This is a genomic window from Bradyrhizobium sp. FW305-F6, from assembly GCF_058782905.1.
On sequence record NZ_JBYSYD010000002.1, the window covers coordinates 1,806,004 to 1,824,471 of the forward strand.

At 65.7% G+C, this 18,468-nt stretch carries 12 protein-coding genes; 7 read left to right on the forward strand and 5 right to left on the reverse strand.

Annotated features, from left to right (window positions below; translation table 11 throughout):
- Window positions 1-237 precede the first annotated feature (237 nt).
- Together AC3WLX_RS19905 and AC3WLX_RS19910 are read right to left on the reverse strand one after the other, a co-directional pair.
- Complete coding sequence (locus AC3WLX_RS19905; RefSeq protein ID WP_492337224.1) at window positions 238-3,408, reverse strand: efflux RND transporter permease subunit; 3,171 nt, start codon at window positions 3,406-3,408, stop codon at window positions 238-240.
- Window positions 3,405-4,610 carry an efflux RND transporter periplasmic adaptor subunit gene (locus AC3WLX_RS19910; RefSeq protein WP_492337225.1) on the reverse strand — a complete coding sequence of 402 codons (1,206 nt, stop codon included), beginning with the start codon at window positions 4,608-4,610 and terminating at the stop codon, window positions 3,405-3,407. The genes AC3WLX_RS19905 and AC3WLX_RS19910 overlap by 4 nt, the downstream gene beginning before the upstream one ends.
- 486 nt (window positions 4,611-5,096) lie before the next feature.
- On the opposite strand from AC3WLX_RS19910, the gene AC3WLX_RS19915 reads away from it, so the two are divergent.
- From AC3WLX_RS19915 to AC3WLX_RS19945, 7 genes are all read left to right on the forward strand, one after another.
- Complete coding sequence (locus AC3WLX_RS19915) at window positions 5,097-6,251, forward strand: iron-containing alcohol dehydrogenase (RefSeq protein WP_492337226.1); 1,155 nt, start codon at window positions 5,097-5,099, stop codon at window positions 6,249-6,251.
- Between the two features lie 18 nt (window positions 6,252-6,269).
- Window positions 6,270-7,820 (forward strand): AMP-binding protein, encoded by a 1,551-nt coding sequence (locus AC3WLX_RS19920; protein WP_492337227.1) that lies wholly within the window; start codon window positions 6,270-6,272, stop codon window positions 7,818-7,820.
- Window positions 7,821-8,256: 436 nt separating this feature from the next.
- Window positions 8,257-9,855 (forward strand): ABC transporter substrate-binding protein, encoded by a 1,599-nt coding sequence (locus AC3WLX_RS19925; protein ID WP_492337228.1) that lies wholly within the window; start codon window positions 8,257-8,259, stop codon window positions 9,853-9,855.
- Between the two features lie 42 nt (window positions 9,856-9,897).
- On the forward strand, window positions 9,898-10,845 hold the full coding sequence (locus AC3WLX_RS19930; RefSeq protein ID WP_492337229.1) for an ABC transporter permease: 948 nt from the start codon (window positions 9,898-9,900) through the stop codon (window positions 10,843-10,845).
- Window positions 10,846-11,036: 191 nt separating this feature from the next.
- Window positions 11,037-11,930: an ABC transporter permease gene (locus AC3WLX_RS19935; RefSeq protein WP_492337230.1), complete on the forward strand. Its 894-nt coding sequence runs from the start codon at window positions 11,037-11,039 to the stop codon at window positions 11,928-11,930.
- Window positions 11,930-12,937 carry an ABC transporter ATP-binding protein gene (locus AC3WLX_RS19940; RefSeq protein ID WP_492337231.1) on the forward strand — a complete coding sequence of 336 codons (1,008 nt, stop codon included), beginning with the start codon at window positions 11,930-11,932 and terminating at the stop codon, window positions 12,935-12,937. Before AC3WLX_RS19935 ends, AC3WLX_RS19940 begins: the two co-directional genes overlap by 1 nt.
- Complete coding sequence (locus AC3WLX_RS19945) at window positions 12,934-13,920, forward strand: ABC transporter ATP-binding protein (protein ID WP_492337232.1); 987 nt, start codon at window positions 12,934-12,936, stop codon at window positions 13,918-13,920. Before AC3WLX_RS19940 ends, AC3WLX_RS19945 begins: the two co-directional genes overlap by 4 nt.
- 96 nt (window positions 13,921-14,016) lie before the next feature.
- Here the strand turns inward: AC3WLX_RS19945 and AC3WLX_RS19950 are convergent, their stop codons facing one another.
- The 3 genes from AC3WLX_RS19950 to AC3WLX_RS19960 form a co-directional block, all read right to left on the reverse strand.
- On the reverse strand, window positions 14,017-14,703 hold the full coding sequence (locus tag AC3WLX_RS19950) for a hypothetical protein (protein ID WP_492337233.1): 687 nt from the start codon (window positions 14,701-14,703) through the stop codon (window positions 14,017-14,019).
- A gap of 163 nt (window positions 14,704-14,866) precedes the next feature.
- Window positions 14,867-16,843, reverse strand: coding sequence for an acetyl/propionyl/methylcrotonyl-CoA carboxylase subunit alpha (locus tag AC3WLX_RS19955; RefSeq protein WP_492337234.1), 1,977 nt, complete (start codon window positions 16,841-16,843; stop codon window positions 14,867-14,869).
- A complete protein-coding gene (locus tag AC3WLX_RS19960; protein WP_492337235.1) occupies window positions 16,840-18,456 on the reverse strand; it encodes an acyl-CoA carboxylase subunit beta in 1,617 nt (538 codons plus the stop codon). Before AC3WLX_RS19960 ends, AC3WLX_RS19955 begins: the two co-directional genes overlap by 4 nt.
- Window positions 18,457-18,468: the final 12 nt, after the last annotated feature.

The following is an 18,468-nucleotide window of genomic DNA, read 5'->3' on the forward strand; positions in this document are numbered from 1 at the left end:
TCGTGTTGATCGTTAGTATGGGATTCTGCGCACCAAGCTCCCGCTGTCGTCCCGGGGCGCGCGCAGCGCGAGCCCGGGATCCATAGCCACAGGGAGACGTTTGGCGAAGACTCGGAGTTACCGGCTTCGCCCCAAACTCCTTCCTGTGGTTATGGGTCCCCGCCCCCCATGCGCAATTGCGCACTAGGCGGGGACGACAGCAGAGAAAGAGGATATGCCGGTGGCCACAGCTAGCACTCAAGCAGCCGCCACCTCCGGCTTCTTGCCCTCGTTCCGCCCCTCCGCCAGGTTCCGCACCACCACATAGAAGATCGGCGTGAACAACAGGCCAAACAGGGTGACGCCGATCATGCCGAAGAACACGGCGACGCCGACGGCCTGGCGCATCTCGGAGCCGGAGCCGGTCGAAATCACCAGCGGCAAGACGCCGAGGATGAAAGCGAACGACGTCATCAGGATCGGCCGCAGCCGCAGGCGGCAGGCCTCGATCACGGCTTCCAGCCGCGGCCTGCCCTCGTTCTCGATGTCGCGCGCGAATTCGACGATCAGGATCGCGTTCTTCGCCGCCAGTCCGACCAGCACGACGAAGCCGATCTGGGTGAGGATGTTGACGTCCTGGCCCATGATGCGCACGCCGATGGTGGCAGCGAGCAGGCACATCGGCACGATCAGGATCACCGCGAACGGCAGGGTCCAGCTGCCATATTGCGCGGCGAGCACGAGATAGACGAACAGCACACAGATCGGGAACACGTAGAGGCCGGCATTGCCGCCGGTGACCTGCTGATAGGACAGGTCGGTCCATTCGAACGTGAAGCCGCTCGGCAAGGTGTCGTTCGCGAGCTGCTTGATGGCGTCGAGCGCGGTGGTCGAGCTGACGCCCGGCGCCGGCTCGCCCTGGAGCTCGGAGGCCGCATAGAGATTGTAGCGGGCGACGCGGTCGGGACCGGAGACGTCCTTGAACTCGACCACGCTGCCGAGCATCACCATGTCGCCGGCGGCATTGCGCGTGCGCAGGCGGGCGAGATCGCTCGGTTCTTTCCGGAACGGAAAATCAGCCTGCGCGGTGACGTGATAGGTGCGGCCGAACAGGTTGAAGTCGTTGACATAGGTCGATCCGAAATAGGTCTGGATCGTGTCGTTGATGTTGGAGATGGGAACGCCCAGCTTTTGCGCCTTGGTGCGGTCGATGTCGACGAAGAGCTGCGGCGTGTTGGCCGTGAACGGCGAGAACACCGAGGGAGCGAGCAACGCGGGCGATTTGCGCGCCGCGGCGACCAGTTCGTCGGTCGCGGCTGCGAGCATTTCGGGCCCGCGGCCCTGGCGGTCCTGGATGCGGATGGCGAATCCTCCGCCCGTCCCGATGCCGGGCACGGCCGGCGGCGGAATCACGATGATGAACGCGCCCTGGATCGCGGACAGTCGCTTGCGCAGCTCGACCGTGATGGCGTTCGCAGACAATCCCCTCTTGATCCGCGCCTCCGGCTCGTCGAACACCGGGAATAGCGCAGCCGCGTTGCCTGCCTGGGTGCGCGTCGCGCCGGAGAAGCCGGCGAAGGCGGCGACACGGACGATGCCGGGCGTATCCAGCGCAATCCGCTCGATCTCGCGCACGACTTCCGTGGTGCGCGCCAGCGACGCCGCCCCGGGCAATTGCACGGAGACGATGACGTAGCCGCGATCCTGCGCGGGGATGAATCCTTGCGGCGTGGTCACGATCAGCCAGCCGGCGCTGCCGATCAGCACGACGTAGATCAGGAGCATCACCACCGAATGCCGGATCACGAAATCGGCGAGCCCGGCATAACCGTGCGCGAGCCTATCGAAAATCCGATTGAACACACCGGTGAATGCGTTCCAGCCGCGCGCGATGATATTCCAGGCCGCCGGCGGGCGCTTCTCCTGGTGCGGGGTGAGGATCAGCGAGGCCAATGCCGGCGACAGAGTCAGCGAGCAGAAGCACGAGATCGCGGTCGCAACGGCGATGGTGACGGCGAATTGCTGGAAGAACTGTCCGGAGATGCCACCGAGAAACGCGGTCGGCACGAACACCGCGCACAACACCAGTGCGATCGAGACCAGCGCGCCGCCAACCTCCTCCATGGTTTTCAGCGCGGCATCGCGCCGGCTCATGCCATGCTCGAGATGACGCTCGACATTCTCGACCACCACGATGGCGTCGTCGACGACGATGCCGACGGCGAGGACGAGGCCGAACAGCGTGAGATTGTTGATCGAGAAGCCCAGCGCCGCCATCACCGCGAAGGTGCCGACCAAGGACACGGGAATCGCGATGATCGGAATGATCGCGGGACGCCAGCCCTGCAGGAATACCAGCACGACGATGACCACGAGCAGCATGGCCTCGTAGATGGTCTTGATCAGCTCGTGGACGGACTGGGCGATGAACTCGGTCGGATTGTAGCCGATATTGTAGTCGAGGCCCTTCGGGAAGCTCTCCTTCAGCCGCGCCATGGTATCGGTGATGTTCTTCGCGGTGGCGAGCGCGTTCGATCCCGGCCGCTGCGTCACCAGCATGGCGACCGCTGATTTGCGCAGCAGGAAGCTGTTGGTGGTGTAGGAGAGCGCACCGAGCTCGATGCGCGCGACGTCGCGCAACCGCACCACCCGGCCATCGGAGCCGGCCTTGATGAGGATCTCCTCGAACTGCTTCTGGTCCTTCAGGCGGCCCGTGAACGTCAGGTTCGGCTGAAAGGCACGGTCTGCGATCGGCGGCTCGGCGATCTGGCCGCCCGCGATCTGGACGTTCTGGGCGCGGATCGCCGCCAGCACCTCGGCCGAGGTCAGGCCGAGATTGGCGATGCGGTCAGGATCGAGCCACAGCCGCATCGAATAGTCGCGGGCGCCGAAGATCTGGATGTCGCCGACGCCGTCGAGGCGCAGCAGCTGGTCGCGAACCTGGAGCAGCGCGTAATTGGAGATATAGAGCTGGTCGAAAGTGTCGTCCGGCGACAGCATGAACGCGACCATCAGGATGTCGGGCGAGTTCTTGCGGGTGGTGACGCCGTTGCGCTGCACCTCCTCGGGCAGCCGCGGCTGCGCGATGGCGACGCGGTTCTGCACCAGCACCTGGGCCTTGTCGAGATCGGTGCCGAGCTTGAAGGTTACGGTGATTGTGAGCTGGCCGTTCGAGGTCGCCTGGCTGTAGAGATACAGCATGTCCTCGACGCCGTTGATCTCCTGCTCGATCGGAGCTGCGACCGTGTCGGACACGGTCTGCGCGGAGGCGCCCGGATATTGCGTGGTGACGACGACGGTCGGGGGCACCACTTGCGGATATTCGGAGACCGGCAGCGTCGTGTAGGCGAGCGCGCCGACGATCAGGAGCACGATCGACAGCACCATCGCCAGGATGGGCTGATTGATGGAGAGACGCCCGAGGTTCATGGCTTGCCACCGGCCGGAGCTTGTGCGGTCTGCGGTGCAACCTTGGCGCCGACGCGGGCACGCTGGACGCCGTTGACGATGACCCGATCCTCCGCCTTCAACCCCTCACGGATCACGCGCAGGCCGTCGTCCAGAGGCCCGAGCACGACGGGACGCGCCTCGACGGTGTCGTCGGGCTTGACCACGAACACGATCTTGCGGGACTGGTCGGTCGCGATCGCGGCATCCGGGATCAGCAGCGCCTCATAGGGCGCGCTGGCGATCAGGCGGACGCGGCCGAACTGGCCGGGCAGGATCGACTGATCGGTGTTCTTGACGACGGCGCGGCTGCGCAGCGTTCCCGTGGAGACGTCGAGGCGGTTGTCGAGGAAGTTGATGGTGCCTTCATGCGATGGCTTGGTCTCGCCGACGAGAGACACTTGCACCGGGTTCGCCGTATCGCGCGAGCTCGGGCGGCGGCCTTCGAACCACAGCTTGCTGTATTTGACGAAGGTCGCTTCATCCATGTCGAAATAGATATAGATCGGATCGAGCGTCACGATGGAGGTCAGCAAGGTCGACGATCCGCTGTCGCTGCCCTGCACGAGATTGCCGGGGCTGACGAGATGGCGGCTGACGCGGCCGGTCAGCGGTGCGGTCACATGGGTGAATTCGATGTTGAGCTTGGCGGCCTTCAGCGCGCCTTCGGCCTGCGTCGCGGCGGCATGCGCGGCTTGCAAGGCCTGGCGGCGCTGGTCGACGACCTGCTCGGAGACCGCGCTGGTCTGCACCAGGCTGAGGCCGCGATCGAGCTCTCGCTTGGCGAGCTCCACCCTGGCGCGCGCGTCCGCCAGCTGCCCTTCCGCCTGCGTGGCCACCGCCTCGAACGGGCGCGGGTCGATCACGTAGAGCAGATCGCCCTGACGCACGATGGCGCCGTCCGTGAACTCAACCGAGTTGACGAAGCCGCCGACGCGCGGCCGCACCTGCACCTCTTCCACCGCCTCGAAGCGGCCGGTGAACTCGTCCCAATCGGTGACGGTGCGCTTGACCGGCTGGGCGACCGTCACTGCCGCCGGCGGCGGGGCCGCGGCCTGCGAGGCCGGCTGACCGCAACCGGTGAGCGCGAAAGTCGCAACGAGCAGCGCAGCGATTGCACTCGGTCGGGCCAGACCGAAATCGTGGCTTCTGGCAAACTGCTCGCTTCCATCCGGTCCGCTCATCCCAGGTCCTCGTATAATGCCGCAGAAAGCACATGGTACGCCTCTACCTGCGGGCGCCACAAGATGGGACGCCAAGATGAACTCTTCAAGACCGCGATGCGCGCAAGGCTCGGAAAAGGACCCTGGCCGGAAGGCGGGTTGACAGAGAGATCGCCGGCCTCGCACGAGGCGATCGGCGGGCGAATGCGAATGGCGTTATCCGCCGGACTCCTGAAGGGGAGCGCACGATCTTTCGCGCTGCGCCTGCGCCCGTCCCCTGCAGGGTAGGGCAATCGCATATGAGCAGTCCCCCTTTGGGCACGATAGTCTCCACATCGTCATGGCCGGGCCGTAGCCGCTTCGGCGCGGCGAAGGCCCGGGCATGACGACCTCTGGTGAAGGTGCAGGGAGGGTAAGGGCCCCCAGCGTCTTCGCACATGACGGGAGGCGGCGGCTCGGCTAGGTTACCCCCTACAAAACAAGACGATTTTGTCCGGGAGGACAGACGTGCACCAGGGACGTGTCGTTTTCGGCGCGATCGAGGAGGTCGTGTTCGGCCATCCTGCGGCCGATGCCATCGTCGCGCAGATGGACCGGCTGGGAACACGCCGCGCCTTCCTGATGGTCTCCGGCACGCTCAACCGGCAGACCGACGAGATCGCGAAGATCAGGCAGGCGTTGGGCGCGCGTTGCGCCGGCCTGTTCGACGCCATGCCGGCGCATACGCCGCGCGAGGCGGTGATCGCCGCGGCGAATGCGGCGCGCGAGGCGGATGCCGACCTCATCGTCACCGTCGGCGGCGGCTCGATCACCGACGGCGCCAAGGCGGTGCAGCTTTGCCTCGCCAACGGCATCACCGACATCGACGGCATCGATCGCATCCGCGTCCACGGGGGCGTCGCACCCGACATGACCGCGCCAACCGTGCGGCAGGTCAGCGTGCCGACCACGATCGCCGGCGGCGAGTTCAGCGCGATCGCCGGTGTCACAGACCGCAAGGCGAACGTGAAGCAGATGCTGCGGCATCCGCTCGCCGTGCCGCGCGCGACCATCCTCGACCCCGCCCTCACCGTGCACACGCCGGAATGGCTGTTCCTGTCCACCGGCATCCGCGCAATCGATCATTGCGTCGAGGCGATCTGCTCGCGCGAGACGCATCCCTATGCCGACGCGCAATCGGTGAAGGGCCTCGCCATGCTCGCTGACGCGCTGCCCCGGGTGAAGGCCAATCCATCCGACCTCGATGCGCGGATGGACGCGCAGATCGGCACCTGGTTGTCGATGGGCGCGCTGTCGGCCGGCGTCCCCATGGGCGCGAGCCACGGCATCGGCTACGTGCTGGGCGCGGCCTTCGACGTGCCGCACGGCTACACCTCCTGCGTCATGCTGCCGGCGGTGATGCGATGGAATGCGCGCGACAATGCCGAGCGCCAGATGATCGTCGCCGCCGCCATGGGCTATCCAGGCCACGACGCCGCCGATGTGCTCGATGCCTTCATCCGTTCGCTCGGCATGCCGCGCAGTCTCGCGGACGTTCGCGTCTCCCCGGAGCATTTCGACGCGATCGCCGAACAGGCGATGCGGACGAACTGGATTCCGCGCAACCCGCGCAAGATCGAGAGCCCCGCCGACGTGCGCGACATTCTGATTCTTGCCGCCTGATCCAAAGCCGGAGGTTCGATGTATACTGGTACGCATGCCCGCCTGCGCCCGCTCCAGCCCGCCTTCATCATGGCGGCGACGGGCGAGGCCGTCACCTATCGCGAGCTCGAGGCGCGCAGCAACCGCTTGGCGCACCTGTTCCGCAAGCACGGCTTGAGGCGGCTCGACCACTACTCGATCTTCATGGAGAACAATTCCCGCTACCTCGAAGCCTGCGGCGCGGGCGAGCGCGCCGGGCTCTACTACACCTGCATCAACTCCTTCCTGACGCCGGGCGAACTCGCCTATCTCCTCGTCAACAGCCAGTCGAAGATCCTCATCACGTCCATGGCCAAGCTCGAGATCGCGCGCGAGGCGATCAAGGCCTGCCCCGACGTCGAGCTCTGCATCGTCGCCGACGGCCCGGGTGAGAGCGAACGCATCGTCGGCCTGGCGGAGGTGACGGCGGAGATGCCGCCGACGCCGATCGCGGACGAATGGCTCGGCACGGCCATGCTCTATTCGTCCGGCACGACGGGACGGCCGAAAGGCATCCTGCGGCCGCTGCCGGAGGAGCCGCCGAAGCACAATCTGCCGCTGTTCGATTTCCTCACCAAGCTCTGGCACTACCGGGAAGGGATGGTCTACCTGTCGCCCGCACCGCTCTATCACTCGGCGCCGCAGGCTGCCGTGAACCTGACGATCCGCATGGGCGGCACCGTGATCATCATGGAGAGCTTCGACCCCGAGCGTTACCTCCAGCTGGTCGAGCAATGGGGCATCACCCACACCCAGCTGGTACCGACCATGTTCTCGCGCATGCTGAAGCTGCCGGAGGAGGTGCGAGCGCGTTACGACCTGTCCTCGCTGGAGATCGCGATCCACGCCGCCGCGCCCTGCCCGGCCCTGGTCAAGGACGACATGATCAAATGGTGGGGACCGATCATCCACGAATATTACGGCGCCACCGAGGGCCTCGGCTTCACCGCCTGCAACAGCGAGGAATGGCTCAGCCATCGCGGCACGGTCGGCAAGGTGCTGCTCGGCGACCTGCACATCCTCGACGAGGACATGCGGGAGTGCCCGGTCGGCACGCCGGGCCAGATATGGTTCAAGACGGCAACGCCGTTCGAATATTTCAGCGACCCGGAGAAAACGAAGGAGGCGCGCTCGGCCGACGGCAGCATGAGCACGGTCGGGGACGTCGGCTATGTCGACGAGGACCGCTTCCTCTACCTCACCGATCGTGCGACCTTCATGATCATCTCGGGCGGGGTGAACATCTATCCGCAGGAATGCGAGAATCTGCTGATCACCCATCCGAAGGTCGCGGACGCCGCCGTGTTCGGCGTGCCCAACGCAGACCTCGGCGAAGAGGTGAAGGCGGTGGTGCAACCGATGTCCGGCGTGGTGCCGGGCCCCGCGCTCGCGGAAGAGTTGATCGCCTTCTGCGCAAAATCGCTGTCGCGGCAGAAGGTGCCGCGATCGGTCGATTTCGAGAAGGAGTTGCCGCGACTGCCGACGGGCAAGCTGTACAAGCGGCTGCTGCGGGACCGCTATTGGGGCAACAAGGCGTCAAGGATCGTGTGAGGGCTTCCGCGGCGTAAGGTGCGCAAGCAAGCGCCCACACACGCAACTGTCGTCCCGGGGCGCGACGAAGTCGCGAGCTATGATGCGCAGTTGCGCATCTGAGGACCCATAACCACAGGGAGTGGCTGTTGCGCGTGACGGCAACTCCGAATCCACGCAAAACTCCTCCCTTGGCTTATGGATCCCGGATCTGCGCGCGCTTAGGGCGCGCTTGTCCAGGATGACAGCGGAGGTTGTTGATGCAACCTCGCGCAACATCTGCACAGGACTCACCTCTTCGCATCTGCACTCTCGCATCGGGAGAGAAAATCCCGCGGCCGTCCGTCGTCCGAAGTGTCGAGGGCACGGCTGCGCCTTGCGGGTTGCCTCAATGCGCGCGCCTCGCTATCGTCGCGACCAACAGGCCGCAAAAGGCCAACGTCCAGGGAGGATGAGCATGCGGAGCGTGTGGGCGCTCGCCGCAATGGCGGCGCTATCTGTGCTGACGGCCTCAACCGCGACGCTGGCCGGCGAGCCCAAGCAGGGCGGCATCTTGCGGATGTATCACCGCGACAGCCCCGGCAATGCCTCGATCCATGAAGGTGCGACCTACTCGCTCAATGTTCCCTTCATGCCGGTATTCAACAATCTCGCCATCTACAAGCAGGACGTCGCGCAGAACAGCATGGACAGCATCGTCCCCGAGCTCGCGGAGAGCTGGGCCTGGGTGAACGACAACAAGACATTGACCTTCAAGCTGCGCCAGGGCGTGAAATGGCACGACGGCAAGCCGTTCACCTCGGCCGACGTCAAATGCACCTTCGACATGCTGATGGGCAAGGCGCAGCAGAAGTTCCGGCAGAATCCGCGCAAGTCCTGGTACGACCAGGTGAACGACATCTCTGTCAACGGCGACCTCGAGGTTTCCTTCAACCTGAAACGGCCGCAGCCTTCGCTGCTGGCGCTGCTCGCCTCGGGTTACACTCCGGTCTATCCCTGCCACGTCTCGCCGGCGGAGATGCGCACCAATCCGATCGGAACCGGACCCTTCAAGTTCGTCGAGTTCAAGGCCAATGAATCCATCAAGCTGACCCGCAATTCCGATTATTGGCGCAAGGGCCGGCCCTATCTCGAGGGCATCGAGCTCACCATCATCCCGAACCGCTCGACCGCGATCCTCGCCTTCGTCGCCGGCAAGTTCGACATGACGTTTCCGACCGAGGTGACGATCCCGCTGGTGAAGGACGTCAAATCGCAGGCGCCGAACGCGATCTGCGAGATCGCGCCGACCAACGTGTCGACCAACATCATCGTCAATTCGTCCTCGCCGCCGTTCGACAATGTCGACATCCGCCGGGCCATGGCGATGGCGCTCGACCGCAAGGCTTTCATCTCGATCATGTTCGAGGGTCAGGGCGACATCGGCGGCACCATGCTGCCGCCGCCGAACGGCCTGTGGGGCATGCCCAAGGAGATGCTGGAGGCCATTCCCGGCTACGGCCCCGACGTGAAGGCCAACCGCGAGGAGGCGAAGAAGCTGATGCAGAAGGCCGGCTATGGTCCGGACAAGCATCTCGCCGTCAAGGTCTCCACCCGCAACATCCCGATCTATCGCGATCCCGCGGTGATCCTGATCGACCAGCTCAAGTCCATCTACATCGACGGCGAGGTCGACGTGGTCGAGACCGCGAACTGGTTCCCGAAGGTCGCGCGCAAGGACTACATGATCGGGCTCAATCTCACCGGCAACGCCGTGGACGATCCCGACCAGTCCTTCTACGAGAACTATTCCTGCGGCTCGGAGCGCAATTACACCAATTACTGCAACAAGGAGATCGAGAAGCTGTTCGACGTGCAGTCGCAGGAGACCAATGTCGAGAAGCGCAAGAAGCTGGTCTGGGACATCGACAAGAAACTGCAGGAGGACGTCGCACGCCCCATCGTCTTCCACAGCCGCATGGGCAGCTGCTGGCAGCCCTACGTCAAGGGCCTCACCGTCATGACCAACAGCTCCTACAACGGCTATCGCTACGAGGATGTGTGGCTGGACAAGTAGCCCACCCCACGCGCGGCTGACGGGTTCGACGGGAGGCGGTGCATGTTTGCCTATCTGGTGCGGCGCCTGCTGCTGATGCTCGTGACCCTGTTCGGGATCTCGATCGTCATCTTCTTCCTGCTGCGCATCGTGCCCGGCAACATCGTCGACATCCTGTTCGCCGCCGCCGGCTATGTCGATCCCGCCGACAAGGCCAACCTGGAAAAGGAGCTCGGCATCGACCGGCCGCTGATCGTACAATATTGGCACTGGATCAGCGGTTTCCTGCGCGGCGACTTCGGTTACTCCTACGTCTCGGAGAAACCGGCGCTTCAGGAAATCCTGCCGCGGATCCCGATCACGGCAAAGCTCGCCGGCCTTGCGCTGCTGTTCTCGGCATCGATCGGAATTCCGCTCGGCGTCATCAGCGCGGTGAAGCAGGGGACGAAACTCGATTACGCACTTCGCGTCGTCAGCCTCAGCGGATTGTCGCTGCCCTCGTTCTGGCTCGGCCTGCTGATCCTCACCGCGTCGGTGGCGATGTTCAATCAGATGCCGATCTTCAATCCCAATCCGCAGAGCTGGCTCGAAGCGTTCGCCACCTATGCCGTGCCGGCCGCCGCCGTCGGCTTCCGCAGCGCGGCCCTGACCATGCGCATCACGCGATCTTCGATGCTGGAGGTGCTGAGGCAGGACTATATCCGCACCGCCCGCGCCAAGGGCGCCTCGGAAGCGGCAGTGAACTATCAGCACGCGCTGAAGAACGCGATCCTGCCCGTGATCACCGTGATCGGCATCGAGGCGGCGTTCCTGATCGGCGGCCTGATCGTGACGGAGACCGTGTTCAACATACCGGGCGTCGCGCGCTATCTGGTCGAGGCGATCCGCTGGCGCGACTATCCGATCGTGCAGAACCTCGTGATGTTCATCGCGGTCGTCGTGGTGTTCGCCAATTTCACCGTCGACATGCTCTACGCGGTGTTCGATCCGCGGATCAGGTACACGGATTAGCTGCATGAGATCCGAACAATCTGACGCGACGGCGGTGCTCCACCTCTCCCGTAGGGACAGGCCGGACCGCATCGAAAGATGCGGTCCGGGTGAGGGGTTACACTCCGTCCTGAGACCTGAGCCCCCTCACCCGGCGCTGCGCGCCGACCTCTCCCCGGTGGGGAGAGTTGTTTCTCCCAGCGGAGAGGTACATGGCCGCGATTGACTTCGACGTCGAACTACGGCGGGCCGGGGCATATGCGACCGGCGGCTGGCGGCGCGTGCTGTTCATGGCGCAGCGGCATGTGCTTGGCGCGGCCGGGCTCGTGATCATGACGCTGTTCGTGCTGACCGCGATCTTCGCCGATGTCATCGCGCGTTATGATCCGCTGACGGTCGATTCCGCCCGCGCGCTGGCGCGCCCGAGCTGGGCCCACTGGATGGGCACCGATTCCTTTGGCCGCGACGTGTTCAGCCGCATCATCCACGGGGCGCGGATCTCGCTCGCGGTCGGCATCGGCTCGACCGCGCTCGGCGGCATCATCGGCGTGATCGTCGGGCTCACCTCGGGCTATCTCTCGGGCTGGGTTGATCTCGTGTTCCAGCGCGTCTCCGACGTGCTCCAGGCGCTGCCACTGCTGGTGCTCGCGCTGATCATGACCGCGGCTCTCGGCCCGTCCCTGCCGAACGTCATCATCGCCATCGCCATCCCGCTGATCCCGACCGTGTCGCGCGTCATTCGCGCCAATACGCTGGCGCTGCGCGAGCAACCGTTTGTCGAGGCCGCCAAATCGATCGGCATGAGCGAGACGCGGATCGCGCTGCGTCACGTGCTGCCGAACACGCTGGCGCCGCTGATCGTGCTCGCCACCGCCCAGCTCGGCTCGACCATCCTGACCGAAGCCTCGCTGTCCTTTCTCGGTCTCGGCATTCCCGAGCCCTATCCGTCGTGGGGGCGCATGCTCTCCGAATCCGCTGCCGAATATGTCCGCACCGCGCCGTGGCTGGTGATCTTCCCCGGGATAGCCATCAGCCTCGCGGTGTTCGGCGCCAATCTGTTCGGCGACGCGCTGCGCGACATCCTGGACCCGAGGCAGCGCGGCTGATGGCTGATACATCCGATCTCGTGCTCGACGTGAAGAACCTGAAGACGGTGTTCTTCACCAATTCCGGCCTGTTCAAGGCTGTCGACGATCTCTCCTTCAGCGTGGGGCGCGGCGAAACGCTGGCGATCGTCGGCGAATCCGGCTGCGGCAAGAGCGTCACCGCGCTGTCCTTGATGCGGCTCGTGCCCGATCCGCCCGGCCGCATCGTCGGTGGTTCCGTCACGCTCGAAGGCACCGAGCTGCTGGCGCTGGATGAGGCGCGGATGCGGGCGGTCCGCGGCAATCGGATCTCCATGATCTTCCAGGAGCCGATGACCTCGCTCAATCCGGTGATGCGGATCGGCGACCAGATCGTCGAGGCCGTGCGGCTGCACCGGAACATCACGTCGAAGGAGGCGCAAGGCATCGCGGTCGAGATGCTGCGGCTGGTCCGCATTCCCGAGCCGGGGCGGCGCGCACGAGAGTATCCGCACCAGCTCTCCGGCGGCATGCGCCAGCGCGCGATGATCGCGATGGCGCTGGCCTGCCGGCCGGCGCTGCTGATCGCCGACGAGCCGACCACGGCGCTCGACGTCACCATCCAGGCGCAGATCCTGGCGCTGATCCTCGACCTCCAGAAGGAGCTGGGCACCGGGCTGGTGCTGATCACCCACGATCTCGGCGTGGTAGCACAAACCGCGCAGCGCGTGATCGTGATGTATGCGGGGCGCAAGGTCGAGGAAGCCAGTGTCGAGGCGCTGTTCGCCGCACCGAAGCATCCCTATACGCGCGGACTGATGGCCTCGATCCCGGCCGTGCCGGCCTCCGGCGTCCCCGCGCAGGCGCGGCTGAACGAAATCCCCGGCACGGTGCCGTCGCTGGTGCGGCTGCCGCAAGGCTGCGCCTTCGCGCCGCGCTGCAAGCTCGCCATCAAGCGTTGCGAGGCCGAGTATCCGCCGCTGGCGGACTGGGGCGGCGGCCATCTCGCGGCGTGCTGGCGCGCGGAAGACGTCGCGGAGGTGGCATGACCGAGGCGCTGCTCGAAGTCACCGATCTCAAGAAATATTACCCGGTGCGCGCGGGCGTGCTCCGCCGGCAGGTCGGCACCGTGCACTCGGTCGACGGCGTCTCGTTTTCCATTCATGCCGGCGAGACGCTCGGGCTCGTCGGCGAATCCGGCTGCGGCAAGTCGACGGTGGCGCGCAGCGTGCTTCGCCTGGTCGAGCCGACCTCGGGCCGGATCCGTCTCGACGGCGAGGACATCACCCGCCTCTCCAAGGCGGCCCTGCGCCCGCACCGCCGCTCGATGCAGATCGTGTTCCAGGATCCCTTTGCTTCGCTCAATCCGCGCATGAATGCGGGCGACATCGTTGGCGAGCCGCTTGCCGTGCACGGCCTTGCGACCGGCAAGGCGCTGGAGGCACGCGTCGCAACACTGTTCGAGCAGGTCGGATTGCGGCCCGACCAGATGCGCAACTTTCCACACCAATTCTCCGGCGGCCAGCGCCAGCGCATCTGCATCGCGCGCGCGCTGGCGCTGGGACCGCGCCTGATCGTCTGCGACGAGCCGGTCTCGGCGCTCGACGTCTCGATCCAGGCGCAGGTGATCAACCTCCTGATCGACCTGCAGCGCCAGCACGGCTTCTCCTACCTCTTCATTGCGCACGATCTCGCCGTGGTCGCCCATATCAGCCACCGCGTCGCCGTGATGTATCTCGGCCGCATCGTCGAGATCGCCGGCAAGGACGAATTGTTTCGCAATCCCAGACATCCCTACACCCAGGCGCTGCTCGCCTCCGTCCCCGTGCCCAACCCGCTGGCGAAGAAGCTCGCGCCACTGGTCGATGGCGACGTGCCGAGCCCGGTCAATCCACCGTCAGGCTGCGCATTCCACACCCGCTGCCGGTTTGCGATGGCGCGATGCAAAACGGAACGACCGGCGCTGCTGGATGCCGGCGACGGGCATCAGGTGGCGTGTTTGCTCAATGACGGGACGGGGCAGGGCCAGTAGGGCGCAACGCCCGGATCACCGGCCAGGCCGCGAGCGCGGCGGCGAGGTGCTTGAGCGTGTGGCCCGAGACCATGTGCCCGGTCGCTTCAAACAGCGTCACATCGCCAACTCGAGAAGCTTGGCGAGCACATAGAAGAAGAGCACGCCGCCGAGGGGCACGCCAACTGCGCCCGGCCGCGGGCGTGTGAACGCGAGGCCCATCGCCAGCGCCATGCCGCCGAACTGCACGACCACCCAGGGCGTGAGATTCTCGCGCGCCACCCAGGCAGCCAGCAGGCCCGCGATCATTGTCAGCACCAGCACCGCTTCGCCTGCGCGCGTGCTGATCCGTTCGCTGGCCGCGATGCCAAGAAAGCCTGCGAACGCCACCGCCATGCCGAGACGATCGGCGACGAGCCGCTCCGGCACGTCGGGGTCGAGATGATAGAAGCCCGAGCCCAGGCAAGTGAGGATCAACCCGACGAAAAACCAGCTCGCCCCCACCGGCGCATCTTGCCGGGCGCGCAGCCGCTCCGAGCCCCACACACCCATGGCGAGGAAGGCGAGATTGCTCAGCACATCGCCGGCGTTGGGTATGCCGAGCCAGGCGCGGCTGTCGACGAAGTGCGGGATGTGCCAGGCGGAGGCGGGCATCGCGGGCGCCAGCAGCGCGGTGAGGGTCAGGGCGAGGAGCGCACCGCCCAGGTATTTTTCGCGGGCATCCAGCCGGCCGACTGCGAAGCGGCGCGCTGCTGAAGGCAGCCTGGCAGGGGTCGCTCCTACGGGGTGATCGACGGGCAGCATGCGCAGCTCCAATGATTGAACATCGTTCAATATTGGTAGCGCATGATTGAACAATGTTCAATGCGCCCGAAAAGAAGTTCTTGTGAACCGGTAACTGGCAGAAATAGCTGGATTTTCGTTCGATCTGCCTCGCGTTGCTTCGCGGCTCGCCATTGTGGGGAGGCTACCTCGCACCGATCTCCGCCACGATCCGGCCCGTCGTGACCTGGTCGCCCTCGGCGACGTCGATCGCGCTGACCACGCCGTCGATACCAGCCTTGTGGACGTGCTCCATCTTCATCGCCTCGAGCGTCAGCACCGGCTGGCCGGCGGCGACGCGGTCGCCCGGTTTGACCAGGACGGCAACGACGCGGCCGTTCATGGCAGCGCGAACCTTGCCATCACCACCAAGCGTCGCAGCAGCTTTCGGCGCGGCCAGTGTGAGATCAATCACGACGAGCGGGATGCCGCGATGCTGGAGGTAGAGCCGATCGCCATCGCGCAGGAATTTTGCGCTGTCCATCACGCCGTCGTGGCGAAAGCGGATCACTTCCGCCTCGAACTGGTCGATCTCGAACCCGTCCCGGCGATCGCCTGTCGCGACGGTGTAGCTGCCGTCGCGCTCACGCGTGATGTCGAGCTCTTGCGCATGGCCGCCGATTTCGATTTTCGCCGGCAGCGGAAAGGTGGCGGCGAGGCTCCTCCCACTTTGCCACGATGGCGCGCGCGGATTGGTGACGTAGAGCAGCAGGCCCGCCAGCGCTGGCTCGAATGCTGCGTCCGCCCGCGGCGCAAGCAGCTCGTCGCGGTGGGTGCCGATGAACGCCGTCGTTGCCTCGCCCCTGGCAAAGCCGGGATGACGCAGGCAGGACAACAGGAACGCCTGGTTCGTGGTCACGCCAAACGCCGTGAGCTGCTCGAGGCCGACGATCAGCCTGCCCCTCGCCTCCTCGCGCGTGGCGCCGTGGCTGATCACCTTGGCGATCATGGAATCGTAGAATGGCGGGATCACCGAGCCCGATTGCAGCGCGTGCTCGACGCGGATGCCGTCCGGCACCTGCCAGCGCGCCATACAGCCGGATTGCGGCATGAAATCCTGCGATGCATCCTCCGAGCACAGCCGCACCTCGATGGCGTGACCTTCGAAACGAATGTCCTGCTGTTTCACCGGCAGCGGCTCGCCGCGGGCGACGCGCAATTGCAGCTCGACGAGATCGAGCCCGGTGACGGCTTCCGTGACGGGATGCTCGACCTGGAGCCGCGTGTTCATCTCCATGAAGTAGAACGCGCCGCCCGCATCGAGCAGGAATTCGAGCGTGCCGGCGCCCTCGTAGCGGAGCGCCTTCACCGCTGATACAGCGACCTCGCCCATCCTGGCTCGCAGCTCCGGCGTCACGGCGGGCGACGGCGCCTCCTCGATCAGCTTCTGGTGCCGCCGCTGCACCGAGCAGTCGCGCTCGCCGAGATGGATGGCATTGCCGTGGCTGTCGCCGAACACCTGGATCTCGATGTGGCGCGGGTTCTGGATGGCGCGTTCGAGGATGACGGTGGGATCGCCGAACGCGGCTTTCGCCTCGGAACGCGCACTGCGCAGCGCATCGGGAAACGAGGCCGCGTCGGAGACCAGCCGCATGCCCCGGCCGCCGCCTCCCGCGACCGCCTTGATCATCACGGGAAAGCCGATCCTCCTGGCTTCGGCGAGCATGACCTCGTCGCCCTGGTCCGCACCTTGGTAGCCGGGCACGCAGGGCACGCCGGCCTTCTTCATGATCTCCTTGGCGCCGGCCTTGTTGCCCATCGCCTCGATCGCCTGTGGCGACGGGCCGATGAAGACGAGACCGGCATCCTTGCAGGCCTGCGCGAAGTCTTCGTTTTCGGCGAGGAAGCCGTAGCCGGGGTGAACGGCATCGGCGCCGCTCGCCTTGGCCGCGGCAATGATCGCGGGAATGTTGAGATAGGATTGCGCCGGCAGGGCTTCGCCGATGCGCACGGCCTGATCCGCCTGCTTCACATGGAGCGCATCGCGATCCGCATCCGAATAGACGGCGACGACACCGAGGCCGAGTTTTCGCGCGCTCCGAATCACGCGGAGTGCAATCTCGCCGCGATTGGCGACCAGAACCCTGAAGAACGGCCGGTGCTGCACTGATCCGTTCCTCATGGGCGGGCCACCGAGAATTGCATGCGCTGCGGCGTGCGCGCATCGCCCTCGCGGCAGATCGCGAGCACTTCCGACAGTACCGCGCGGGTGTCGCGCGGATCGATCACGCCGTCGTCGAGCACGCGGGCGCTGGTCGAGAACACGTCCATCTGCCCATCGAACACGCCGATGATCTCAGTCTTCATGGCCTCCAGTCTGTCCTTCTCGATCGGCTTGCCGCGGCGCGCCGCGGCGGCCTCGGTCACGATCGCCATGGTCTCTGCGGCCTGCTCGCCGCCCATCACGGCAGTCTTGGCATTGGGCCAGGAGAAGCAGAAGCGCGGATGGAAGCCACGACCGCACATGCCGTAATTGCCGGCACCGAACGAGGCGCCGCAATAGATGGTGATCTGCGGCACCGTCGCCGAGGTGACGGCCTGGATCATCTTGGAACCGTGCTTGATCATGCCGGCTTCCTCATAGGCCTTGCCGACCATGTAGCCGGTGGTGTTGTTGAGATAGAGGATCGGCGTGCGGGTCTGGCAACAGGCCTGGATGAAGTGCGTGGCCTTGTTGGCGCCGGCGGGATCCAGCGGGCCGTTGTTGGTGATGATTCCGATGGCCTGCCCTTCGATACGGGCATGGCCGCACACCGTGGCGGGCCCGTAATTCGGCGCCATCTCGGTGAAGTTGGAATCGTCGACGATGCGCGCGATCACTTGTTTCATGTCGACGGGACGCTTGTGGTCCATCGGCATGATGCCGAGCAGCTCGTCCTGGTCGTAGCGCGGCGGCTTGAATTCTGGCGTCAGCCGGCCGGGGCGCTCCCATTCCAGGGCGGCCATGATCTCGCGCGCGATGCGCAGGGCGTCGCGATCGTCTTCGGCGAGATAGTCACCGAGGCCGGAGATCTGCGTGTGCATCTCGGCGCCGCCGAGCTCTTCCTCGGTCGCGATCTCGCCGGTGGCGGCCTTCAGCAGCGGCGGCCCCGCGAGGAAGGCGCGGGTGCGGCCGCGGACCATGACGATGTAGTCGGACAGGCCTGTTTGATACGCGCCGCCCGCGGTGGAGGAGCCGTGCGTGACGGTGACAACCGGCAGACCCGCAGCGGAAAGCCGCGCCAGATTGCGAAAGATGTTGCCGCCGCGGATAAAATCCTCGACGCGATAGCGCAAGAGATTGGCGCCGGCGCTCTCGACCAGCTGGACATAAGGCAGCTTGTTCTCCAGCGCGAGCTCCTGCACCCGCAGGGTCTTGTCGAGGCCGTAAGGCTGCAGCGCCCCGGCGTCGATACCGGCGTCGTTGGCGCTGACCATGCAGCGGATACCCGAGACGAAGCCGATGCCGGCGATGACGCCACCGCCGGGCACACTCTTGTTCGGATCGGGCACGTCGAACATGTAGCCCGCGAGCGTCGACAGCTCGATGAAGGGCGCTCCGGGATCGAGCACCAGCGCGACGCGCTCGCGCGGCAGCAATTGTCCGCGCTTGTGGAAACGGTCCTTTGCCGCCGCCGACGCCGCCCGCGTGCGCTCTTCGAGCGCGCGCATGCGATCGATCAGGCCGAGCATGCCGTCACGGTTGGCCTGGTAGGCGGCGCTGCCGGGGGAGATGGTGTTTTCGAGGATGGACATGACAGACCTTGA